At 69.5% G+C, this 22,872-nt stretch carries 17 protein-coding genes; 7 read left to right on the forward strand and 10 right to left on the reverse strand.

The annotated features are described in order from the left end of the window. Window positions 1-361: 361 nt before the first annotated feature. Together FVO59_RS06405 and purL are read right to left on the reverse strand one after the other, a co-directional pair. A complete protein-coding gene (locus FVO59_RS06405; RefSeq protein WP_182255814.1) occupies window positions 362-499 on the reverse strand; it encodes a hypothetical protein in 138 nt (45 codons plus the stop codon). Beyond that, window positions 496-2,817, reverse strand: a complete 2,322-nt coding sequence (gene purL, locus FVO59_RS06410; protein WP_182255816.1) for a phosphoribosylformylglycinamidine synthase subunit PurL — start codon at window positions 2,815-2,817, stop codon at window positions 496-498. The genes FVO59_RS06405 and purL overlap by 4 nt, the downstream gene beginning before the upstream one ends. Window positions 2,818-2,978: 161 nt before the next feature. Between purL and FVO59_RS06415 the strand changes: the two genes are divergently transcribed. After that, window positions 2,979-4,022: a hypothetical protein gene (locus FVO59_RS06415; protein WP_182255818.1), complete on the forward strand. Its 1,044-nt coding sequence runs from the start codon at window positions 2,979-2,981 to the stop codon at window positions 4,020-4,022. A gap of 154 nt (window positions 4,023-4,176) precedes the next feature. Then, a complete protein-coding gene (locus tag FVO59_RS06420; protein ID WP_182255820.1) occupies window positions 4,177-9,504 on the forward strand; it encodes a S8 family serine peptidase in 5,328 nt (1,775 codons plus the stop codon). Between the two features lie 395 nt (window positions 9,505-9,899). Here FVO59_RS06420 and FVO59_RS06425 read toward each other — a convergent pair whose 3' ends face one another. Next, window positions 9,900-11,348, reverse strand: a complete 1,449-nt coding sequence (locus FVO59_RS06425; RefSeq protein ID WP_182255822.1) for an HNH endonuclease signature motif containing protein — start codon at window positions 11,346-11,348, stop codon at window positions 9,900-9,902. A gap of 204 nt (window positions 11,349-11,552) precedes the next feature. Between FVO59_RS06425 and FVO59_RS06430 the strand changes: the two genes are divergently transcribed. Further along, window positions 11,553-11,720 carry a 3-keto-5-aminohexanoate cleavage protein gene (locus FVO59_RS06430; RefSeq protein ID WP_182255824.1) on the forward strand — a complete coding sequence of 56 codons (168 nt, stop codon included), beginning with the start codon at window positions 11,553-11,555 and terminating at the stop codon, window positions 11,718-11,720. A 74-nt stretch (window positions 11,721-11,794) separates the two neighbouring features. Here the strand turns inward: FVO59_RS06430 and FVO59_RS06435 are convergent, their stop codons facing one another. Beyond that, complete coding sequence (locus tag FVO59_RS06435; protein WP_182255826.1) at window positions 11,795-12,280, reverse strand: pyridoxamine 5'-phosphate oxidase family protein; 486 nt, start codon at window positions 12,278-12,280, stop codon at window positions 11,795-11,797. Window positions 12,281-12,450: 170 nt separating this feature from the next. On the opposite strand from FVO59_RS06435, the gene FVO59_RS06440 reads away from it, so the two are divergent. After that, complete coding sequence (locus FVO59_RS06440; protein ID WP_182255828.1) at window positions 12,451-13,887, forward strand: uracil-xanthine permease family protein; 1,437 nt, start codon at window positions 12,451-12,453, stop codon at window positions 13,885-13,887. Window positions 13,888-13,899: 12 nt separating this feature from the next. On the opposite strand, the gene FVO59_RS06445 is transcribed toward FVO59_RS06440, so the two are convergent. From FVO59_RS06445 to FVO59_RS06470, 6 genes are all read right to left on the reverse strand, one after another. Beyond that, window positions 13,900-14,919, reverse strand: a complete 1,020-nt coding sequence (locus FVO59_RS06445; protein WP_220465706.1) for a LacI family DNA-binding transcriptional regulator — start codon at window positions 14,917-14,919, stop codon at window positions 13,900-13,902. A 16-nt stretch (window positions 14,920-14,935) separates the two neighbouring features. Then, window positions 14,936-15,649, reverse strand: coding sequence for a sulfite exporter TauE/SafE family protein (locus tag FVO59_RS06450; RefSeq protein ID WP_182255830.1), 714 nt, complete (start codon window positions 15,647-15,649; stop codon window positions 14,936-14,938). Beyond that, window positions 15,646-17,052 (reverse strand): amidohydrolase family protein, encoded by a 1,407-nt coding sequence (locus FVO59_RS06455; RefSeq protein WP_182255832.1) that lies wholly within the window; start codon window positions 17,050-17,052, stop codon window positions 15,646-15,648. The genes FVO59_RS06450 and FVO59_RS06455 overlap by 4 nt, the downstream gene beginning before the upstream one ends. Window positions 17,053-17,143: 91 nt before the next feature. Next, complete coding sequence (locus FVO59_RS06460) at window positions 17,144-17,470, reverse strand: hypothetical protein (protein ID WP_182255835.1); 327 nt, start codon at window positions 17,468-17,470, stop codon at window positions 17,144-17,146. A 167-nt stretch (window positions 17,471-17,637) separates the two neighbouring features. Continuing rightward, complete coding sequence (locus FVO59_RS06465; protein ID WP_220465707.1) at window positions 17,638-18,015, reverse strand: allophanate hydrolase-related protein; 378 nt, start codon at window positions 18,013-18,015, stop codon at window positions 17,638-17,640. Window positions 18,016-18,052: 37 nt separating this feature from the next. Further along, window positions 18,053-19,555, reverse strand: a complete 1,503-nt coding sequence (locus FVO59_RS06470; RefSeq protein ID WP_182255837.1) for an NCS1 family nucleobase:cation symporter-1 — start codon at window positions 19,553-19,555, stop codon at window positions 18,053-18,055. 229 nt (window positions 19,556-19,784) lie between these two features. On the opposite strand from FVO59_RS06470, the gene FVO59_RS06475 reads away from it, so the two are divergent. From FVO59_RS06475 to FVO59_RS06485, 3 genes are all read left to right on the forward strand, one after another. After that, window positions 19,785-20,435: a GntR family transcriptional regulator gene (locus FVO59_RS06475; protein ID WP_182255839.1), complete on the forward strand. Its 651-nt coding sequence runs from the start codon at window positions 19,785-19,787 to the stop codon at window positions 20,433-20,435. A gap of 74 nt (window positions 20,436-20,509) precedes the next feature. Beyond that, window positions 20,510-21,916: a dihydroorotase gene (locus tag FVO59_RS06480; protein ID WP_182255841.1), complete on the forward strand. Its 1,407-nt coding sequence runs from the start codon at window positions 20,510-20,512 to the stop codon at window positions 21,914-21,916. Window positions 21,917-21,943: 27 nt separating this feature from the next. Then, window positions 21,944-22,855: a hypothetical protein gene (locus FVO59_RS06485; RefSeq protein ID WP_182255843.1), complete on the forward strand. Its 912-nt coding sequence runs from the start codon at window positions 21,944-21,946 to the stop codon at window positions 22,853-22,855. Window positions 22,856-22,872: the final 17 nt, after the last annotated feature.

The raw sequence follows: 22,872 nt of genomic DNA on the forward strand, positions 1-22,872 counted from the left end.
GTGTGAAGTTCGTTTTCGCAACTCAACTTCACGTTCTGCTTAACCTGAGAGCGTGATCAGGCGTTTTATCGTCGTAGGAATGTGCAGCACTGCGATATTGGCCTGTCGTCGAGGTGCGCTCGGCCTCGACCGAGCGGGAGGTCAGCCGGCAGCCGGGCAGAACTCAGCCGGGCAGAGGGCAGCCGGGCAGAGGGCAGCCGGGTGGAGGGCAGCCGGGCGGAGGGCAGCCGGGCAGAGATGAGCAGGGCAGGACGTCAGCCGGGCAGGAGATCAGCCGAACAGGAGACCAGCAGGACAGAGCACATCCGGGCAGAGGTCCAGGGCAGGACGTCAGCCGGGCACGACGTCAGCCGGGCAGAGATCAGCCGAACAGCAGCGTCAGGGTGGTGACGGTGCCGCCGCCCAGGATCAGCGCGCCGATCGTGATCCACGCGACGATCCGGATGCGGCGGCTGCGGCGCTCACCGAGATCGCCGTAGTCCTCGTCGGCCTTGGTCATGCGACGGGCTCTGTGACGGTCGGTCCGAAGACGGCGGGCAGCGTGCCGCGCGAGGTCTCGCGCAGTTCGTCGACCGAGACGCTGAAGACGTCCTGCACCTCGAGGGTGGGTTCGGTATCGGTGACCCCGATGCGCAGCACCGGGTAGTCGCGTCCCTCGCAGAGGCCGCGGAACTTCACGTCCTCCTCGCGCGGCACGGTCACGATCACGCGGCCGGTCGACTCCGAGAAGAGCGCGGTCGCGGCATCCACCCCGTCCCGCTCCATCAGCTCGGTCAGCCAGACGCGCGCGCCGACGCCGAAGCGCATGACGGCCTCGGCGAGGGCCTGGCCCAGGCCGCCCTCCGAGAGGTCGTGTGCCGACGAGATCAGCCATTCCTCGCGGGCTGCTCCGAGCAGGCCCGCCAGGCGACGCTCGGCGGCGAGGTCGACCTTCGGCGGCAGGCCGCCGAGGTGGTCGTGCACGACGTCGGCCCAGGCCGATCCCGACAGCTCGGTCGAGGTGACGCCGAGGAGGTAGATGTTGTCGCCGGCGTCCTGCCAGCCCGACGGGATGCGGCGCGAGACGTCGTCGATGATGCCGAGCACGCCGACCAGGGGCGTCGGGTGGATCGGCACGTCGCCTGTCTGGTTGTAGAAAGACACGTTGCCGCCGGTGACGGGGGTGCCCAGCTCGTAGCATCCGTCGGCCAGACCGTCGACGGTCTGCCCGAACTGCCACATGACCTCGGGGTTCTCGGGGGATCCGAAGTTGAGGCAGTCGGTGATCGCCGTCGGGGTGGCGCCGGTGACGGCGACGTTGCGGTACGCCTCGGCGAGAGCGAGCTGAGCGCCGGCGTACGGGTCGAGCTGGCAGTAGCGGCCGTTGGCGTCGGTCGAGACGGCGAAGCCGAGGCCGGACTCCTCGTCGACGCGCACCATTCCGGCGTCGTCGGGGAAGGCGAGTGCCGTGTTGCCGCCGACGTAGAAGTCGTACTGGTTGGTGATCCAGCTGGTGTCGGCGAGGTTCGGCGAGCCGAGCATGGCGAGGAACTGCGCCCGCAGCACGTCGGCGTCGTTCGCCCGGGGGAGGTTCTCGGCGGCATCCGCCTGGAGTGCGTCGATCCACGCCGGGTATGCGACGGGGCGGTCGTAGACGGGGCCGTCGACCGCGACGGTCGAGGGGTCGACGTCGACGATGCGCTCGCCCTGCCAGTCGATGACGAGGCGGCCGTCGCCGGTGACCTCGCCGAGCACGCTGGTCTCGACCTCCCACTTGCCGACGACCTCGAGGAAGGCATCGAGCTTCGCAGGCGAGACGATCGCCATCATGCGCTCCTGCGACTCGCTCATCAGGATCTCTTCGGCGGTGAGCGACGGGTCGCGCAGCAGCACGTTGTCGAGCGACACGTGCATGCCGCTGTCGCCGTTGGCGGCGAGCTCGCTCGTCGCGCACGAGATGCCGGCGGCGCCCAGGTCTTGAATCGCCTCGACGAGCTCGAGCTTGTACAGCTCGAGGCAGCACTCGATGAGCACCTTCTCGGCGAACGGGTCGCCCACCTGCACGGCGGGTCGCTTGGTCGGGCCGGCCTGGTCGAAGGAGTCGGATGCCAGGATGCTGGCGCCGCCGATGCCGTCGCCGCCCGTGCGGGCGCCGAACAGGACGACCTTGTTGCCGACGCCCGTCGCGTTGGCGAGCTTGAGGTCTTCGTGGCGGAGCACGCCGACGGCGAGGGCGTTGACGAGCGGGTTGGCCTGGTAGACGGAGTCGAAGACCGTCTCGCCGCCGATGTTGGGCAGGCCGAGGCAGTTGCCGTAGAAGCTGATGCCGCTGGTGACGCCGTGCACGACGCGCGGGGTGTCGGGGTGGTCGATGGCGCCGAAGCGAAGGGCGTCCATCACCGCGACAGGGCGGGCGCCCATCGAGATGATGTCGCGGACGATGCCGCCGACGCCGGTGGCGGCGCCCTGGAAGGGCTCGATGAAGCTGGGGTGGTTGTGAGACTCGGCCTTGAATGTCACGGCCCAGCCCTCGCCCACGTCGACGACGCCGGCGTTCTGGCCCATGCCGACCATGAGGCGCTCGCGCATCTCGTCGGAGACCTTCTGGCCGAAGCGGCGCAGGTAGTTCTTCGAGGACTTGTAGGAGCAGTGCTCAGACCACATCACCGAGTACATGGCGAGCTCGCCGGAGGTGGGCCGTCGGCCCAGGATCTCCTTGATGCGGGCGTACTCATCGTCCTTGAGCCCGAGGGCGCCGTACGGCTGCTCCTTCTCAGGGGTTGCGATGGCGTTCTCGACCGAGTCGGGAACGTGGGTGGTGGTGTTCGGGGTGGTCACGCGCACTCCAAGAGAAGGGGGCCGGCGGGCAGCACCAGTTTAGTCGCACGGTGCCCCACCGCCCGACCTGCACAACTCCGGAAGAACACGTCGTCGCGCATCGGTTGGCAGCCGGTGCACGGTGGTGCACAGTGGAGAGATGACCTTCGAGGCGCAGAGCGATGCCTGAGCACTCGCCCTCGCTCGGTGTGCCCGGCCTGTCGGCCGAACTCGAGCGCGTGTACGTCTTCGTCGTGCACCGCGGTCCGACGCAGCCGGCCGACGTCTCCGACGCGCTCGGCATCGCCGAGACGCGGGCGGCGGATGCCCTCGACGCGCTGCACGACATAGGGCTGATCGTGCTGTCGGAGATCGGCGACGGGGCCTACCTCCCGGTCGACCCGCAGGTCGCGCTCGGTGCCGTCGCGGATCGCCTCAGCGACCAGGTCGCCGATCTGCGGCGCCAGATTCCCGACTTGAGCGAGCAGTATCAGCGCTCGATCAGCAAGGCGCCCGCGGAGCCGCGCACCCTGGTGATCACCGACGCGACCGAGATCGCGCACTGGTACGTGCGCCTGCAGCATCAGGCCGGCCGCGAGCTGCTCACCTTCGATCGCCCGCCGTACGTGTCGCTGGGCATGGAGCCGCTCGAGGTGTCGACGATCTCGAGGGGCGTCACCTGGCGGGTGGTGTACGCCCCCGAGAGCTTCGCGAGGGAGAGCGCATGGGCTGAGGCCGTTCGGCTGGCGGGGCGCGGTGAGCACGCCCGTATAGCCGCATCTCTTCCCATCAAACTCGTCATCGCCGATCGCGAGATCGCGCTCGTCGGGCTCAATCTGCACGGCAGCCGGGTAGAGGCGCTGGTCACCGAGTCGCCGCTGCTGATCGGGCTGCTTGCCGAGACCTTCGAGCGGTACTGGGATCGCGCGCTCCCGCTCGGAGCGGTGCCGCAGGAGGAGGTCGCCGGCGCGGACGACATCGCCGAGGCGCTCGGCGCAGCCGTCGCGACGGTCACGGCAGCCGATGGCGGGGCATCGCGTCCGACGCCTGAGCAGCAGGCGATCCTCGCGCTGATCGGCGCGGGCCTGACCGACGACGCCATCGCGTCGCAGCTCGGCTTCTCGGTGCGCTCACTGCGCCGCCGCAGCAGTGAGCTGATGGCTGACCTCGGGGTGCAGAACAGGTTCCAGCTGGGAGTCGAAGCCGCGCGACGAGGCTGGGTCTGATCCCGGTCGCCGCCGCGTCCGCATCTGCGCGCCGACGGGGTGGCATCGCCGTGCACTGACCGGCTGCGGCCACTGACCGCCGGATGCCGCGCCGCGGGCTATATCGTCATCCGGTACCGGCTCCACCCGTGCCGGAGAGCCCGAAGGAACCCTCATGGCCGAGCCGTCCTCCGCGCGTCGTCGCCGACGCGTCCTGTCCACCTGGCTGCTGACCGCATCCCTCGTCCTGTCCGCGGCGGTGACGTCGGTCGCAGCTCCCGCCGTGGCGGCGCCAGACGAATCCGGCCTGCGCGCCGAGAAGTCGCAGGGAGCCGGTGCGCCCAAGCACGGCTTGAAGGCCGGCGAATACGTCGTCGTGCTGCGCGATCCGGCGGCGGCGCGCTACACCGGCGGCATCCCCGGTCTGAAGGCGTCGGCCGAGCGGCGGAAGCCGTTCTCGCCGAAGAGCACGGCCGTGCGCAAGTACGTCGATCACCTCAAGGGCGCGCAGCGTTCGGTCGCGAACGACGCGGGCGTGAAGCCGTTCGCGACGTACCAGCTCACCACCAACGGCTTCGCCGCTCGCCTGTCGGCCAAGCAGGCGAACGCGCTCGCGAACGACCCGCGCGTCCAGCGGGTGGTCAAGAGCGAGCTCCTGAAGGTGCAGGACGCCACGACATCGACCGGGTATCTCGGTCTCGAGGGTGCCGACGGCGTGTGGCAGGGGATCGGCGGAGAGCAGAACGCGGGCGCCGGCGTCGTCGTCGGCGTGCTCGACACCGGCATCGCCCCCGAGAACCCGTCGTTCGCCGGGGCTCCGCTCGGCACCGACGCCGGCGCCGAGCCCTACCGCGACGGCGACGCGATCGTGTTCGACAAGAGCGACGGATCGCAGTTCCGCGGCGTGTGCCAGACCGGCTCGCAGTTCGGCGCCGACGAGTGCTCGACCAAGATCATCGGCGCGCGCTGGTTCGTCGACGGTTTCGGCGCCGACAGCATCGGAGACGAGAGCATCGGCGAGTACCTGTCGCCGCGCGACGGCGGCTCGCACGGCTCGCACACCGCGAGCACGGCGGCGGGTGCGTTCGACGTCGACGCCGGACAGGCGCACATCTCGGGCGTCGCGCCGGCGGCCAAGATCGCTGTGTACAAGGTGTGCTGGTCGGGCGAGGATGCCACGACCGACCGAGACGACGGATGCGCCTTCACCGACCTCCTGTCTGCTATCGACGCCGCCGTCGCTGACGGCGTCGACGTGATCAATTACTCGATCGGCGGTGGCAGCGCCGCCTCGACGAACGAGGTCACCGACCAGGCGTTCATGGCCGCGGCATCCGCCGGCGTGTTCGTCGCGGCCGCTGCCGGCAACGACGGGCCCGACGCCACGACTCTGTCGAACGCCTCGCCGTGGATCACCACGGTCGCGGCGTCCACCTTCCCCACGCCGGTCGCGACCGTCTCGCTCGGCAGCGGCGAGAACATGCTCGGCGCCTCGATCACGGTTCCGGATGCCGGGATCACCGGCCCCTTCGTCGAGGCGGCCTCCCTCGCCGTGGCCGGCGCCTCTTCGCCGCGCCTGTGCGGACCGAACACGCTCGACCCGGCCAAGGCCGTAGGAAAGATCGTGCTCTGCGACCGCGGCACCGTCGACCGCGTGGCGAAGTCGGCCGAGGTGAAGCGCGCCGGCGGCATCGGCATGGTGCTCGTCAACACGAGCCCCGACTCCACCGACTTCGACGCGCACAGCGTGCCGACCGTTCACGTCGACGCTGACTCCGCAGACCTGCTGCACACCTACGCGCAGACCACGGGAGCAACGGTCACCCTGCGTGCCGGCAACCCCGAGCAGCTCCCCGTGTCGCCGGCTCCGCAGATCGCAGGGTTCTCGTCGCGCGGTCCGATCGAGGTCGACGGCTCCGACCTCATCAAGCCCGACATCGCGGCTCCGGGCGTCAACGTCCTCGCGGCGTACGCGAACGCCGACGGCGCGACGCCGAAGTGGGGGTACATGTCGGGCACGTCCATGGCATCCCCCCACGTCGCCGGTCTCGCGGCGCTCTACCAGGGCACCCTGCCGGCCGCGACGCCGGCTGAGATCAAGTCGGCGATCATGACCTCCGCGACCGACACGGTCGACGCGGCGGGCGACCCGGTCGCCGACCCGTTCGCGCAGGGCAACGGCCAGGTCGTGCCGAAGGGGTTCCTCGACCCCGGCCTGGTGTACCTGAGCGACGTGGACGACTGGAACGGCTACCTCGCCGGAATCGGCCAGCCGACCTCGGCACCGGCCGTGGCGATCGACGGCTCCGACCTGAATCTCCCCTCGATCGGCATCGGCAGCATGCCTGGCCGCCAGACGATCACCCGCACCGTCACCGCAACGCACGCGGGCACGTTCACCGCGTCGGTCACCGGCCTGCCCGGTGTCACTGCGACCGTCGAGCCGTCGACCCTCACCTTCGCCGAGGCCGGCGAGCAGCGCACGTTCACGGTGAGCTTCCTGCGCACCGACGCCGCGCTCGAGCAGTTCAGCACCGGCACGCTCACGTGGAGCGACGGGGAGTCGAGCGTGCGCAGCGCGCTCGCCGTGCGCCCTTCGGCGTTCGACGCGCCGGAATCGGCCGCGGGCATCGGCACGACCGGGTCGGCCGAGTTCCAGGTGAGCCTCGGCGAGGACGCCTCGATTCCGGTCGCCACCGCGGGTCTCGCCCGTGGCGACCGCGCCGAGGGCACGATCACCGAGGCCGAGGGCACCCAGCGCTATGCGGTGGACATCCCCGAGGGCGCGTCGTTCGCACGGTTCGACCTCGACACGCTCGACGAGACCGGCGACCTCGACCTGCAGGTGTGGCGCCGCGAGGCCAACGGCGACCTGACCTCGATCGCGGGATACTCGGCCACCGATTCGCCCGACGAGCGCGTGGATCTCACCTACCTCGAGCCCGGCACCTACGTCGCGATCGTGCAGCTGTACCGCCCCGGCCAGTCCGCCGGCGTCGACTACGAGCTGACCAGCTATGTCGTGTCCCCCGAGACCACTGACGGCGGCCTGCAGGTCACCCCGAACCCGGTGGCGGGCGCCGTGGGCGACAGCCCGACCGTCACCGCATCGTGGAGCGACCTCGCGCCCGGCCAGTACGTGGGCGTCGTCTCGTTCGGCGACACCGGACGGCAGACGCTGATCGAGGTGGATGCCGGTGAGGACGTGCCGGCGGAGCCGGGGATCCCGACCCTGACCGTCGACCCGGGAGCCGACGAGTGGGTCGCGCGCGGCGCCGACCTGCGGCTGACCGCTGCCGGCCTCATTCCGGGAGCGACCTACTCGGTGTCGTTCGGCGACGGCGATGTCGTCCGCTCCGGGCGCGCAGGAGCCTCCGGCGCGATCGACTGGACTCTCGTCATCACCGATGAAGTGCCGCTCGGCGACGCCGTCGTGCACGTCCGCGGCGAGGGAGCGGACCTCAGCGCCGCATTCCGCGTCACACCCGTGGCGATCTCGGAGGCCCATGTCGATACCCGCACGGCACTGAACGCGCAGGTGTTCACCACGGCGCTGATCTTCTTCACCGGGCACGGCGATGTGCGTTACCGCTTCATCGCGACGGAGACCGGCGAGGTGCTGGCCGAAGGCGTGACGTCGGTCGCGGGGCCGGCCTTCGCCGCCAACACTCCGACCGTGCCCACCGCGGCGGTCGAGATGCACGCCGAGCTCACACCGGTGATCGCCGAGGGCGTGGACGGCCCGACGTTCACGACCACGTCGGCGACACCGGACACCTGGGAACCGGGCTCGGTCGTGATCGAGCCGTCTGCGGACGGCGCGAGCACGGTCGACGTGACCCTGACCAACAACGGGTACTACGCACCCGCGGTGACCGTGCAGTACCGCACCTGCGACTCGCGTCGCATCGATGCGCACCTGTTCGTCCCGACCGGCGAGGCGTCGCAGACGTGGAACGTCGCCGGGGTGACCGAGGTGAGTGTCATCGACGAGTATGGTCAGGTGCTGGCGACCCACCAGGTCGCGAGCGCGGCGGCGTGCGATCCGACGGCGATCTCGATCACACAGGACTTCTGGGTGACACTGAGCGCGACGCCGCAGAGCGATGGCGCGTACGAGGCCGAGCGCCCGATCACCATGGAGCTCAGCAACCGGTACGCGCCGCGCATCGACGGGTTCCAGTTCGTGGTCGGAGCCGCCCCGCGCGAATCGCAGCCGTTCCTCGTGAAGGACGCTCCGACGGAGTATGTCGAGGAGCGCGGCCCCATCGAGACGGCCACCGTGCAGGTCGCGGAGAACACCCGCCACTGGGCGCTGATCCGCTGGAACGAGAAGCTCGGTCCGATCTGGCTGCAGAAGGGCTGGTGGCACTGGAGCGCTCCGGTGTCGGTCGCCGAGCTGCAGAGCGGCGACGCCACCCCTCCCACCACGACGCTCAGTTGGACGCCGGCCGAGCCCGACGGCGAGCACGGCTGGTACGTCTCGAAGCCGTCATTCACGCTGAGCGCGACCGATGTAGGCGGCAGTGGAGTCGGCGCGGTGCAGTACCGCATCGGCGGTGGGCGCTGGCTCGACTACGTCAAGCCGGTGACGGTGGATGCCCAGGGTGAGGCGGTCGTGCAGTACCGGACCACAGACACGGCCGGCAATGCCGAGGAGATCCGCTCGACCACCGTCCGGGTGGACTCAGTCGCGCCGACCTCGACCGCCTCGGCGGAGGTCGTCGGCGATGCGATGCGTGTCTCGGTGGATGCCGACGATGCGGCCTCTCGGGTCGCCGGCACCTCGGTGCGCGTCGACGACGGCGAGTGGGCGGCCTACACGGCGCCGATCGCGGTCGCCGGTGCCGGCGAGCACGTGGTCGAGTACCGCTCGACCGACTTCGCCGGCAACCAGGAGGAGGTGCGCCGCCTGACGGTGATCGTGCCCGCGGCGCCCGCGCCCGACTCCCGCGCCCCGAGTACCGTCTCGGCCTCGGCTGACGAGGTCGTCTTCGGTGACGACGCCAGCATCGATGTGAAGGTCACTCCGGCCGCGCATGGGCGGATCGAGGTGCGCCTCGGCGGCGAGCTGCTCGGTTGGGCGAACGCCGGCAACGGCAAGGCGACCGTGAAGCTCAAGAACGTCACGCTGACGCCGGGCGAGCACCTGCTCGGTGTCACGTACGAGGGCGATCGCAAGACGGCACCGTCGGCTACGACGCTCGAGCTCACCGTGTCGAAGGCGACGCCGAAGGTCTCGGTGAAGGCAGCCAAGAAGGTTGACGCCTCGAGCACGACGATCGAGGTGCGGGTGGCCGGCGTGGCCGAACGCGCGGCGACGGGAGCTGTCAAGGTGTCGGTCGGCTCGCGGACGTTGAGCATCGAGGCCGCCGAGGCGTGGGTTCCGGTGAGGATCGATGGACTCTCCCAGGGTGACAACGAGATCACTGTCATGTATGAGGGCGACGTTCACTACGCCGCCGGCTCGGCGAAGGCGGTGATCAAGGCGCAGCTGCGCTGATCAGTGGGTGGGGATGCCGTGTAGCCGGGTCGGCAGGCGGCGGCCTCGCTGAGATTGCGCTCGAATGCGTACTCCATGTCGCGCATGTGCGTGCGCTGGAACGGGTTGCCCGCGTTGGCGGAGGTAGGAGTACAGGTCTCGGCTGGCGCTGGACGCCGGAGGGGGATGAGGGCGACTTCGTGCCTTCTCGGCGAGCCGTGGGGTTCCGTCGCGAAGCCTGTCGCCCGCCGCCAGGTCGCCATTGACGATGGATTGCGCCTCCGCGACGCAGGAGTGAGTGAGCGGTCGGCGTCTCACCTGCTGTCCGGGCCGCACCGTCGACTCATCGCCGGCACCGTCATCCCGTCGGTCGCCCGTCGTCCCTTCGGTCGCCCGTCATCCCGTCGGCCGCACCGTCACCCGGTCGGGCGGAATCTCGGCGGCGGAGGGTCGATCCCGGTCCACGCCGCTGTGAGCGCCGCCCGAGGTCGAAGCCGGGTGGGACCTCGCCCTGGTCTCGTGCCCGGCGGATGCAGTACGAAGTCGTCCTTGCCCGCCCTGCTCAGTCGCCAGCCGTGGTGGTGCAGGTTCATGTGGTGGAACCGGCACAGAAGAATCCCGCGGTCGATGTCGGTGCGGCCCTGGTCACGGTGCCACTGATCGATGTGGTGGGCTTCGCAGTACGACGGCGGCCTGTCGCATCCCGGCCAGCGGCATCCGCCGTCGCGCACGGCGAGGGCGATCCGCTGCCGCGGCGTGAAAAGGCGGTGCTCGCGTCCGACGTCGAGAGGGTTGCCGCACGCGTCGACGGCGACCGGCACGTATCCGTTGTCGCAGATGCGCTGATCGGCTGCCTCGGCCGGTAGGGCGACGAGTCCGTCTTCGCTGTGCGCCGCACCAGCGGCAGTGCCCGCGCCGTCCACCACCTGCACCAGTCGCACCCCGGCCTGACGAGTCCCGAACACGGTCTCGGCGTCGGCGAGCGCTCCGGCGCGCAGCACATCGACGAACAGGTCGTAGGCGAGTTGGTCGTTGGTGCGCTCGTCGCGGCTCAGCTCGTCGGCGCGCTCACGCTCGGACGAGTCGACGAAGCGAGGACCGCCCCGTCGCGGTCGAAGCGCGCTGGCCAGCACGGTCTCGGCGAGCAGCCCGCCCTCGTCGTCGAACAGGAAGGATCCGCGCCGGTTGCCGTCGGCGTCCGTCCACAGTCGGAAGCTGCGGCGTTCGTGCCTCTCGAGGAACCGTCGATGCGCTCCGTCGGGGTCGAGCCGGTCGCGGATGGCCCGCGCCGAGTTCCGCAGCTCCTCCAGCGAGCGTGCCGAGCACTCGGCGATCAGCTGCTCAGCGGCCTCCGCCCATGCATCCCGAACCGCGTCGGACTCCACCGGCGGATCCCCCAGCCCCAGCCGGATCGCGTCCTGCTGCACCGCGGTGATCTGCCCTGCGACCAGCGCTGAGGTGAGCGGTGCATCCCACGCGGGAGTCGGGCGCTCGGCATCCGGCTGATCTGTCGTCGGCAGAGGCGGTGTCAGCAGCGATTCGCCGACCCGCACCTTTCGGGCGGCATCGGCTTTGGTCGAGCCGGTGAGATCCTGCAGCAGGGATGCGGCGGTGCGGTGCCCGCGCGACTGCGCGAGGCCAGACTGCCCCGCATCCCGTGCAGAGCGCGTCGCGATGACTCCCGCCGCTGCGACCTGCGCGAGCTCGGCCTCGCGGATCAGCGTCGCCGATGCCTCGGCCACCGCGACGGCCTCGGCGTCGCTCAACTGCGATACATGCGAAGCGAGATCGCACGGCTCGACGACCTCGCCGAGAAGCGCGATCAGCGCGGCTGCGCTGTCGGTGATCTCGGTCGCGAACGTCATGCTTCCAGTATCGAGAAGGCCACCGACATTCGAATCTGTATTCGAGGCGATCGGGAGCCTGACCGGATCACGAACGTGTAACGAAGCAACCCGTGTCAACTTTCGAACGGCTATCCCTCGCCTGACGTGGAACGTATGCAGAGCAGGTCGTCGATCGAGCGGATGCCCTGATCGACACCTCCGGTACGAGCAGTCGAACCGGAGGTGTCGATCCTGCTGCATGGCGAGGAGCGCTCGACGTGGCCAGCGTTCGATCTCGCGAGCGCGCGCGAATTCCACGCGCGGATCGGTCTGGAAGACACGTTCACGCTGCTCGACGGCGCCACCGCGGCGGGCAACGCGGAGCTCGTTCGCGCGGTGCTGCGGCGCTGAGCCGAACACCGGCACTGCCCACCGAGCGAAGCGTGTTCGCTTGCCCCAGTAAGCCGGCCGACAGCACAGAACCCCTACAGCTCCACCGTGGCGTTCTCGCCGCCGTCGTATCGCTCGCCCGTCAACCGAGACTTCACGAAGCTGAACGCAGTGGCGATCTTCCCGCCGGGGCTGTCCCAGTACTCTGCTGACTCGGCGCTGAACCTCAGCACGCCGACGGCCGGGTCGTCGGGCCCTTCGGGGAACCACGCCTCGACCATGGGGTTCCAGAGGTCGCGGATCCTCTGCCTGTCCTCCACCAGCCGGGCGGTGCCCGAGAGCGACACCCACGACGAGTCGCCGCTGAACGAGACGTTCACCGGGGCATCCGGGACCAGATCCGCCACGGGACCCGCCACCTTCGAGACGAGGAACCACAGGTCGCCGTCGAACTCGGCCTCCTGCACGGTGAGCGGGTGCGCGACCAGCTTGCCGTTGTCGGGGTCCTGCGTGACGAACATCGCGAACCGGAAGTCCTTGATCAGCTCGGCGACCTTCTCGTGCTCATCTGTATGGGTCATGGCGTGGCACCTTCCTCTGCGAATGCCCCACGATTCCGCAGACCTCGGCATCCGCACAGGGGGTTGAGGGCGCGACGCGGGTCGTCTACCCCGCAGTGAGGGTTGACACGGAGCCCGACTCGTGACAGATTTACCAAATCGATTTGGATGCTTCAAGGAGGAGGCGGGCAATGGCAGAGAGTTCTGAGGCTGCGACCGAGCAGGTCGTGGAGGGTGCCGTGCACCCGGTCGATGAGTTCAGGCCGGTGGGCAGGCTCATCCCCTTCGCCATCCAGCACATCCTCGTGATGATCGCGACCCCGATCTCGTCGGTCTTCCTGATCGGCAAGTCGCTGAACCTGTCCGACGAGGTCACCGCGGCGATCCTCACCGCGGTGTTCGTCTTCAGCGGCCTCGGCTCGCTGCTGCAGTCGCTCGGGCTCTGGGGCATCGGCGTGCGGCTGCCGTTCGTCATGCTGCCCGGCGGCGCCGCGACGATCCTGTTCATCTCCACCGCGCAGGGCACGAACCTGCAGACCGCGGTCGGTGCGGTCATCCTCACCGGTGTCTTCTACATCCTCGCGGTGACGGTGTTCGTGAAGGTGCTGAAGTACTTCCCGCCGCTCGTCATCGGCAGCATGGTCGTCGTCATCGGCATCAACCTGATCGGCGTCACCGGCACCCTGATCACCGGACGCCCCGGTCAGCCCGACTTCGGCGACCCGATGAATCTGCTGCTCGCGCTCGTCACCATCGTGCTGACCGTGCTCGGGTACCGCTTCCTCCCCGGCATCCTGCGGCAGCTCTCGGTCGCCATCGGGCTGATCGGAGGCACGATCTTCGCCGCCTTCTTCGGCATGACGACGTTCGCCGACCACGTCGAGGGCCCCGCGTTCTCCGTGCCGACGCTGATGCCGTTCGGCCCACCCGAGTTCAACCTCGTCGCCGCCATCCCGATGCTGGTGTGGAGCCTCGCCTCGATGGCGGAGGCGACCGGACAGACGGTCATCAACTCCGAGATCGTCGGTCGCGAGGTGCGTCCCGTGCGCGACGTGCCGCGCGTCATCCGCGCCGATGGCGTGGTCACCATGTTCGGCGGCCTGTTCGGCACGCCCGCCATGGTCACCAGTGGCGAGAACGTCGGCATCGTGCGCGCCAGCGGTGTGCGCAGCCGCTACGTCACGGCGATCGCCGGCGTGCTCCTGATCGTGATGGGCTTCAGCCCCCTGGCGCGCCTGCTCGGCGGCATCCCGGCTCCCGTCGTCGGCGGCACCGCTGTTGTGGTCTTCGCGATCATCGCCGTACTCGGCATCCAGATGCTCGCGCGGGTCGACTTCCACCAGAACGGCAATCTGATCACCGCGACCCTCGCGATCGGCATCGGGATGCTGCCCGTGCTGATCCCCGGCATGTACGCGCAGCTGCCCGGGCCCGTCGCCTCGCTGCTCGGCAGCGGCGTCGCGATGAGCGCGGCGGTCGGCGTCATGCTGAACCTGCTGTTCAACCACACGGGTCGCCGCGACGAGTCGGAGGACGCGAAGGCCGAGGTCGCGGGCGAGCCCAAGCCCGGCGTCAACACCCGCATCATCAAGACGGTCAAGCGTCGCCCGGGCGACTACCGGATCTGAGCTGTTCGGCGCTCAGCCCGCGGTGGATGCCCGCGGGCGGAGCATCGGCAGCGGCGGGACTGCAGGCTCGGCGTGGGGAACCGCGCCGAGCCTCTGCAGCAGCAGCGACACCGCGGCCGCCGAGACCTGGTTCAGGTGCAGGTCGAAGGCGGTCAGCGGCGGCGCGCTCGTCTGCGCGCGAACGCCGTCGTAGCGGGTCGCGATGAGAAGGTCGTCGCCGACGATGCGGCCGGATGCCTGTGCCGCATGCACCGCGCCGGTCGCGAACGCGTCGACGGGAACTCCGATGGCATCGATCTCGGGGTGCTCGGCCAGCATTCGCTCCGTGGCCGCGGCGCCGGCGCTCTCGCCGTCGCGCTCATCGACCATCGCGACGACAGGGGGGAAGCCCTCTCGGGCGGCGAGCGCGAGGTAGTGCTCGTGGAAGACGCGCTGCGATTCTCGTCCGCTGGCGCCGATCAGGATGCCGGGGGCGCGGGCGCCCCGCTCCGCGAAGTGCTCGAACAGCAGCCGGGCCGTGTCTTCGTGGTGCAGATCGACGTTGTCGGGGCCGAGTGCGGCGCCGATCGTGACGAACGGGATTCCCCTCGCGGTGAGTTCGGATGCCAGCTGGTCGGAGTCGACCGGCTCGAGCAGGATGGCGCCGTCGATGTCGAGACGATCGAGGACGTTCTCCTGATCGGGCGGGGTCAGCACCAGGGTGTAGCCGTTGACGAGCGCGGTCTCGGCGCAGCCGACGGCGAGCTCGGTGAAGAACCCGAGCCGCGACACGCCCGCCGAGACGGCGGAGGGCATCGACGAGAGGATGGCGATCGCCTGCGACCTGCCGGAGCGCAGGCGCTGTGCGCGCACGCTGGGGCGGTAGCCGAGCCGCTTTGCGGTCTCGAGCACTCGCGAGCGGGTCTCGTCGTTGACGTGTCCGAGGCCGCTGAACGAGTGCGAGACGGTGGTTCGCGACACTCCCGCTTCGCGAGCGACATCCGCGATCGTGATGCGCGCAGACGGGGTCTGGCTCGGTGGGGTGTCGGTCACGGCTCCAGTCTGCCGTCTACCACGCCTGGATGATGACCACGACGCCCGAGACCACGGCGAAGCCGAGCACGATGTAGCGCAGCAGCGGGCCGTCGAGGCGGTGGTGCACGAACCGGCTCGCCCACGAGCCCACGGCGAGGAACGGCAGCAGAGCCGCTGTCGCGATCAGGGTGCCGAGGGTGAACTTGCCGCTCACGGCGAGCACGATCACCGAGATGACCTCGCCCACGAGAAAGCAGAGGGCCACGGTCGAGCGCAGCACGGGAGCCGCCTTGTGCTGGAACGCGAGAGCGAGCGGCGGGCCGCCGACACCCGTGGAGGTCTCGGTGATCCCGGTGATCAGGCCGACGGCGACCAGGCCGGTGCGGTTCGGGTCGAACGCAGGGGCCACCAGCGCGACGGCCGCGGCGAGAACGGTCGACCAGCCGATCAGCAGCGACAGCTGCTGCAGGTTCACGACGAACAGGATCCACAGGCCGAGGAAGGTGCCCGCGAATCTGCCTATGCTGACCCATTTGACGCCGCGCCAGTCGATGGCCGTGCGTTCTCGGAAGCCGATGTAGCCGTTGAGGGGGATCATCAGCAGCAGGATGGCGACGGGGATGAGTGACGGATCGAGCAGCGTCACGACGGGGGCGGCGATCATCGCGAAGCCCATCCCGGTGGCGCCCTGGATGAACGCGCACACCAGGATGGTGATGCCGATGATGATGAATGCGGTGAGCGTCATGCCCGGGCGCCCGTTCGAGCCGCGCGGTGCTCTGCCGCGCGGTGCTCGGCGGCGCGAGCGTCGACGGTCACGATCGGAGACGAGCGCACCACCCGCTCTGCGGTCTCGCGGGCGCGGTCGAGGAGGGCGTCGCCGTCGGCGTCGACGAGCTGACCCTTCTGCACGCGAAGGCGCCCGTGCACGATGACCGATTCGATGAGGTCGCGGTTGCCGAGGCGCACCAGCTCCCACATCGGATCCCACGAGGGGACGAGCTCGGGCACGCGCAGGTCGAGCACGAGCAGGTCGGCGTAGGCGCCGGGGGCGATCACGCCGACGCGGCCCGCCAGGCCGACGGCGTCGGCGCCGCCCTGCAGGCCGGTCTCGAGCCAGGTCCAGCCGCCGCCGGCGGAGGAGTCGCCTGTGGCGAGGGCGTGGGTGAGACGCTGGGCGGTCTCGGCAGCATCGAGCAGGCGGAAGGCGTCGCTGCGGGTGCCGTCGGTGCCGAGGCCCATGCGAACGCCGAGCTCGTGCATCAGCAGAGCCGGAGCGACCGCGTTGCCCTTCCACGAGCTCGCGACGGGGTTGTAGCTGATGGCGCCGCCGGCGTCGCGCAGCAGGCGGATCTCCCGCGGGGTGAGCATGGTGGCATGTGCGGCGAGCAGCTCGGGGCCGAGTGCGCCGATGCTCGCCAAGCGCTCCATGGGGCGCTTGCCGGTGGCGACGAGCGAACGCTCGATCGCGGCGAGGTGCTCGTTGACGTGCATCTGCAACGGCACCCCCGCCTCGCGGGAGAGCTGCGCCACGGCGACGAGTGCGTCATCGGTCGCCGCCTCGGGGATCGAGATCGCGAGCGATGGGTGGATCAGATCGTCGTCGTCCCAGCGGGCGAGGTGCTCGCGCGCGCCGGCTTCGATCCGGTCGAGGGGGATGCGCGTGTCGCCCTGCAGGTCGTTGCAGATGGCGCCGAGCACGCAGCGCAGGCCCATGCTCGAGACGGCGTCCGCCACGACGGCGAGGTCGCCGGTGGCGCGGGTGCCGGCATCCGCGACGGTGGTGAAGCCACCGCGCAGGGATTCCCATGCGGCGAGGCGGGTCGCGACGTCGATGGCGTCGGCATCCATGTGACTCTCCATCGGAACCCACACGCGACGGAAGATCTCGGACGGCTCGCCGAACACGAGCGCCTTCCCGAAGGTCTGGGTGACGTGATGATGCGCGTCGATGAAGCCGGGAATGATCATTCGACCAGGAAGATCGACGGTCGGGCCCTGCCATGCGACGAACTGCTCGACGGGGCCGACGTCGGCGATGACGCCGTTCTCGACCAGCACGGCGTGGTCGCGCACGGGACCGGCCGGAAGCAGGATGCGCTCCGGCCGGAGGAGGGTCTTGCGGTGGTGCAGCGACGTCAGATCAGGCATGGGGCTCCTCACGGAAGTGGTGCATCCCAGATTACCAAATCGATTTGGATCGCGAAACCCTGGGCCTCTGCATCCCAACGGGCGCGGGCGCTCAGACGCGGTTGTAGGCGGCTCCGTCGAACTGCGCATCGGCGAGTGCGACGGCCGCGGATGCCGTGGTCGTCACGCCCGACTGCAGCGCGTCGACGGGGATGTCGCGCGCGCGGAGCCCTCCTTCGCAGATCTCGATCGAGGCGAAGCCGGGAACCTCGAGCGGATCGGCATCGAGAGTCGCGCCGCGCACCGCGGGTCCGTTGACGATGATCCGGATGCCGTACCCCGGCCGCGCCTCGTGCAGGGTGTGCGCGATGCCGATCGCGCGGGAGATGTCTTCGGGGCGATCGGACACGTGCAGAAGGGCGATGCGCGGGGAGGTCATGTGTCCAGTCTGCCGACCGGATGCCCGGGTGGGGCGCTCCTCGGCGTTACGGAACGGATGGCCCCGCGCGACGTGAGGGGCCCGATCGGGCATCCGCTCGCGGGAGATACGACGAGGGCCTCGCCGTCGTGGGGTGCGACTGCGAGGCCCCCTGGGTGCGGGGGGAGTCAGTTCGGCTGCACCAGCCGCCAGTCTCCGTGCGAGGTGATGTCGATGTGCTCGGGGTGGTCCAGGTACTCCTCACGCATCTTCATGCACAGCGATCCGCTCCCGTCTTCGAGCTCGATCACGGTCAGCTCGAGCTCTCTCGGTTCACGAGGCAGCAGCTTCTCCCGCAGCACGGCGTAGTCGACTTCGTAGACCTCGCCGTGCACGTGCGACCCGCCCTCGTCGACCGGGTACAGCCCGGGGAACTCGTCGCGGACGTTGAAGAAGCGATACCGGGGTGCGGTCTTGAACCGCCCGACGAGGGATGCCTCGGCGAGGGCGTCATTGAGGGATCCGCCCGACATGGCCTGTCCGTTCACGAACATCCGAACCTTCATGAGTCTTCCTCTTCTCAGCTTCAGGCGCCCGGTGGTCTCAGGCGCCGGTGCGCAGATCGTCGACCCGAGCGGCGAGGTTCGGGCGCAGGCGGTTCACGAGGAGGCAGCTGGCGACGCCGAGGGCGGCGCCGATGGGCCACGCGAACGGGGCGATCGCCGAGAACTCCGGCACCAGCGCGATGCAGATCGCGATGCCGCCCGAGATCGCGAACGCGATGATCGAGTTCATGTTCGTGCCCCGGCCGTAGAAGTACTTGCCGTTCGGGTCGTCGCTGTACAGGGCGTCAGCGTCGATCATCTTCTTGCGGATCAGGTAGAAGTCCGCGGCGATGATGCCGGCGAGCGGTCCCATGAGCGCTCCGATGCCACCGAGGAACAGGTTGACGACGGCGGGCGACGAGTACAGGTTCCATGGGGTGATCACGACCGCCAGCACCGCGGTGATCAGGCCGCCGGTGCGGAAGCTGATGCGGTGCGGTGCGATGTTGCAGAAGTCGTATGCGGGCGAGACGAAGTTGAGCACGACGTTCGCGCCGGCGGTGGCGATCGCCACGAGCACGATCGAGAGCAGCAGCAGCGTCACGTTGTCGATGTCGGCGAGCAGGTCGGTCGGGTCTTCGATGGCCTTGCCGTAGACCTCGAGCGCCGCCAGGCCGATCACGACCGAGACGAGGCAGAAGGCGATGCCGTTGACAAGCAGGCCGAGACGGTTGCCGTTGATCACCGTCTTGCGGCTGGGTGCGAGGCGGGTGAAGTCGGCGAAGTTGAGGATCGGGCCGCTGAGGTTGGAGGTGAGCAGGAACGCGGCCGCGAGGATGGCACCGACCGCGGGCCAGAACTCGAGGGGTGCGTCGCCGACGTGGTAGTTCCAGTTCAGCTGCCAGTCGGCGCGCTGCAGGGTCCAGATGGCCAGGGCGAACATGCCGATCCAGATCGTCGGACCGGCGAAGTCCGAGAGCCTGCGCACGGTCTCCATGCCCTTGTAGAGCACGGCGAGCTGCACGAGCCACATGCCCAGGAAGCAGTACCAGCCGAGGGGCGAGAGCCCGAGGAACCCGCCCTCGGTGAGCGCTTCGGCGTCGGGCCAGATCTTCAGCACGAGCACCATCACGACGACGGATGCGAGGTAGGTCTGGATGCCGTACCAGGCGACTGCCACGATCGCGCGCAGCAGAGCGGGCAGGTTGGCGCCGAAGACGCCGAAGCTGGCGCGGGCGAAGACCGGGAAGGGCACGCCGATCTTCTGACCGGCGACGCCCATGATGTTGCTGGCGACGTAGATGAAGTACACACCCAGACACAGGCCCACGGCCAGCTGCCAGCCCATCAGGCCGAGCACGAGCAGGCCGACGGCGGCGGTGTAGTTGCCCAGGCTGTGCCAGGCCGACATCCACCAGGCGAACAGGTTCAGGGTGCGCCAGTGCCCTTCGTCGCCACGCGGGGCGATGTCTTCGTTGTAGAGGCGCGGGCTGTACCGGTGACCCGGCGCCTCGGGCGAGCGCTCGGGGTCGTTGACGAGGGGGGAAGGCTTAGACGTCATCGTCCATCCTTTGCATCGGATAGGGCTCCGTCGCGACGCGGAGGGGTGGTGCCGCAGCGGTGCGGGTGACGGGAGGCTGATTTGGGATCCCGTAGACGGCAGAGTAACGGGATCCCAAATTCCTGTCAACGATCTGCGCACGACGTCGAGCCGTTAGCCTGGAGGCAGACAGGGGGTCTTGCTCGTGGTGAAGAACGCGTCCACTCGGCTGTACCAGAACGATCGGCCGATGCGCGACATCGTCGCGGAGGAGATCCGCGCGCAGATCTTCGACGGCAGGCTGGGTGAGGGGGAGCGGCTCGTCGAGCGCGAGCTCGCCGAGCAGTTCGGGGTGTCACGGCATCCGGTGCGGGAAGCGCTGCGCGTGCTGCAACGCGAGGGACTCGTCGATTCGCTCCGCTCGCGCGGGCTCGTGGTCAGTGCGCTGAATCGCCAGCAGGTCATAGACCTGTATGCGATCCGCGAGGCGCTCGAGTCGCTCGCCACTCGTGAAGCAGCCAAGCGCATCGCCGCCGGCGCGCCCAGCACGCTCGCCGAGACGATCGCCGAGGCGCGCGCCGCCGTCGACGCCGGCGACATCGAGGCCGCTCACGAGGCCAATGCGCGCTTCCACGACGAGCTCGTCGCGCTCTCCGGCAACGCATCGCTCGAGCAGATGCTCGCCCCGGTTCTCGGCCGACTGCACTGGCTCTTCCGGCAGGTGGCCGATGTGTCGTACGTCGTCGACGACCATGCGAGGATCGCCGATGCCGTGATCGCCGGCGATGCGGAGTGGGCGTCAGCGCTCGCGAAGGCGCACGTTCTCGCCTACCGGGCACACACGATGAAGCTCCTGTTCGGCGAAGATGCACGTGTTGACGAGGGCGGCAGCGTCGACTAGCGTCACTTGGGATCCCAACTCCTGATCAGGGTCGATCAGGAACGACTCGGGAGACCTAGACCGACGGAGTCACCATGACCTTCGACCTCCTCATCGCCAACGCCACGATCGTGAATGCCGACGGTGCAGTGCGAGCATCCATCGGCATCCGCGGTGGCATCATCGAAGCCCTGCTCGCCCCCGATGCGTCACTGCCCGACGCCGCGCGCACGATCGACGCGAGCGGACTCCTCGCCATCCCGGGCGGCGTCGACGGGCACTGCCACGCCGAGCAGCTCACCGGCAAGTACCTGTCACTCGATACCTACGCGTCGACGACATCGGCGGCGCTGCGAGGCGGCACGACGACGATCATCGACTTCGGCATCCCGTCAGATCCGAGCCAGACGCCGATCGACGCGCTCGAGCGCAAGATCCGCCTGGTGGCCGAGAACGGTGCGCGGTGCGATGTGGCGCTGCACGGATCTGTCATCACGTGGGACGACACCACCTCTGCCCAGCTCGAGAAGATGGCCGAGCTCGGCGTGCACTCGGTGAAGATGTACACCACCAACCGCGGCTCGACCATGAGCGACGATGACACCATCGTGCGGGTCATGCACGAGCTGAAGCGGCTCGACGGCCTGGCGTACATCCACTCCGAGCACGACGGCATCATCCACGATCGCACGACCAGCTGCGCCGGGCGCGGAGAGATCGGCATCGAGCACCTGCACGAGTCGCGCCCGGCGATCTCGGAAGATGCCTCGGTGCGTGAGATCATCGCGATCGCCGAGTACACCGGCGCGCCGGTCTACTTCGTGCACCAGTCGACGCCGGCGGCGGTGGATGCCGTGCGCGAGGCGCGCACGCGCGGTCTGGATGCGTTCTCAGAGGTGTGCCCTCACTACCTCCTGCACGACGAGTCGGTGTACTCGGGACGCACCCCCGAGAAGTTCGCCTGCTGTCCTCCGTTCCGCACCGCCGACGACATGGCGGGGCTGCGCGAACGCGTGCGGCGCGGGCTCGTCGACACCCTGTCGAGCGATCACACGGCCTACGACCTCGCGCAGAAGCGTGAGCACAGCGACGACGTGCGTTTCATGCCGCACGGGCTGCCGGGCGTGCAGACGCGGATGCCCGCGAGCTACACCGCGATGGTGGTCGAGGGCGGGGCTCCCCTCGAGCACTTCGTGGCGCTGTTCGCCGCGAACCCCGCGCGAGTGAACGGCCTGCACGGCAAGGGTGCCGTCGTCGCCGGCAATGACGCCGACATCGTGCTGTTCGACCCCGAGGAGCGACGCGTCGTGAACGCCGCTGAGCTTCACCAGGACAGCGACTTCTCGCCCTTCGACGGCATGGAGCTGGCCGGCTGGCCGCGCTACGTCGTGAGCGGCGGGCACCTGTCGGTCGACGAGGGCGAGTTCGTCGACCCGGGTGCGGTCGGCCGGTTCATCGGCCAGGCTCCGTTCTCGCAGCGCCCGGGCGTGACGAGGCCCTGAGCGTGGCTCGGGTGGTTGACTGCCCCCATGCATTCCGACATTGAAGTCGATACCGCTGCGGCACCGAGGCCGGCCCGGATCTCTCTGGTCGTCGGCACGGTGGCATCCGTGGTCCTCCTCTTTCCCTCGTGGGTCGGAGGCGGCCGACTGCCGCTGCAGAACCTGTGGCACGAGCGGACGATGCCGGAGGACATGCCCTTCTCGCTGCTGCCGCTGAGCCAGTACTACGCGTTGAGCATCTTCGTCATGCTCCTGCTCGGCGGGGTGGTCGCCGGATTCGTCGTGCGGGTGCTGCGGGCGCGCCCCTGGCCGGCGGCGCTCGGCGTACTGCTCGTGCAGGTGATCGTGACGGTGCAGAGCTTCGCGGTGCTGGGGAATGGTCTGGGCATCGCCGACGGCTCAGCCGGGGCGCGCGAGGTGCTCTATTTCGGAGGGATGCTCGGCGGTGTGCTGGTCGGGATGCTGCTGGCGCAGGTCGGATGCTGGATGGCATCGCGCCGTACCGTGGCGCTGCCCGCGCTCGCCGCAGCCCTGTCGGCGGTGCCTGTGGGCAGCTGGATCGGCTTCGCGATCGCATCGTTCAACCCGATCACCGGCTACCCGCAGGAGGTCGGGATGGTGCTGCGCTGGGTGCCTGCGGTGACCGTCGCGGCCGCGCTGATCTGGTGCGGAGTGCGTCCGCTGTCGCGGCTCGTCGTATGGGTGGTCGGCCTGCTGGCGCTCTGGGTGCTGCCGGCCGTGTTCACGGCCGTGAGCTACGCGCTCGGGATGCGGGTGCTCGACGGCGACCTGCGCGAGATGGCGCAGGCGGCGGGGCAGGTGTTCCCGATGGCGCTCGGGGTGGAGGTGCTGCCGGTGGTGGTCGCGGCGGTGAGCGCGGTGGTGGGGACGATCGTCTTCCAGATATGGAGACGACCGTCCCCTGCCGGACGGGAGTAGGCGCAGCCCTCCGCTGC

This window comes from Microbacterium esteraromaticum (assembly GCF_014084045.1).
In the GTDB taxonomy this organism is placed as follows: Bacteria; Actinomycetota; Actinomycetes; order Actinomycetales; family Microbacteriaceae; genus Microbacterium; species Microbacterium esteraromaticum_D.

Bases quoted from the DNA above. Each gene is read 5' to 3' on its own strand.
- FVO59_RS06405 (WP_182255814.1), bottom strand. From the start codon at position 499: ATGACCAAGGCCGACGAGGACTACGGCGATCTCGGTGAGCGCCGCAGC.
- FVO59_RS06415 (WP_182255818.1), top strand. From the start codon at position 2,979: ATGCCTGAGCACTCGCCCTCGCTCGGTGTGCCCGGCCTGTCGGCCGAA.
- FVO59_RS06420 (WP_182255820.1), top strand. From the start codon at position 4,177: ATGGCCGAGCCGTCCTCCGCGCGTCGTCGCCGACGCGTCCTGTCCACC.
- FVO59_RS06425 (WP_182255822.1), bottom strand. From the start codon at position 11,348: ATGACGTTCGCGACCGAGATCACCGACAGCGCAGCCGCGCTGATCGCG.
- FVO59_RS06435 (WP_182255826.1), bottom strand. From the start codon at position 12,280: ATGACCCATACAGATGAGCACGAGAAGGTCGCCGAGCTGATCAAGGAC.
- FVO59_RS06440 (WP_182255828.1), top strand. From the start codon at position 12,451: ATGGCAGAGAGTTCTGAGGCTGCGACCGAGCAGGTCGTGGAGGGTGCC.
- FVO59_RS06450 (WP_182255830.1), bottom strand. From the start codon at position 15,649: ATGACGCTCACCGCATTCATCATCATCGGCATCACCATCCTGGTGTGC.
- FVO59_RS06455 (WP_182255832.1), bottom strand. From the start codon at position 17,052: ATGCCTGATCTGACGTCGCTGCACCACCGCAAGACCCTCCTCCGGCCG.
- FVO59_RS06460 (WP_182255835.1), bottom strand. From the start codon at position 17,470: ATGACCTCCCCGCGCATCGCCCTTCTGCACGTGTCCGATCGCCCCGAA.
- FVO59_RS06465 (WP_220465707.1), bottom strand. From the start codon at position 18,015: ATGAAGGTTCGGATGTTCGTGAACGGACAGGCCATGTCGGGCGGATCC.
- FVO59_RS06470 (WP_182255837.1), bottom strand. From the start codon at position 19,555: ATGACGTCTAAGCCTTCCCCCCTCGTCAACGACCCCGAGCGCTCGCCC.
- FVO59_RS06475 (WP_182255839.1), top strand. From the start codon at position 19,785: ATGCGCGACATCGTCGCGGAGGAGATCCGCGCGCAGATCTTCGACGGC.
- FVO59_RS06480 (WP_182255841.1), top strand. From the start codon at position 20,510: ATGACCTTCGACCTCCTCATCGCCAACGCCACGATCGTGAATGCCGAC.
- FVO59_RS06485 (WP_182255843.1), top strand. From the start codon at position 21,944: ATGCATTCCGACATTGAAGTCGATACCGCTGCGGCACCGAGGCCGGCC.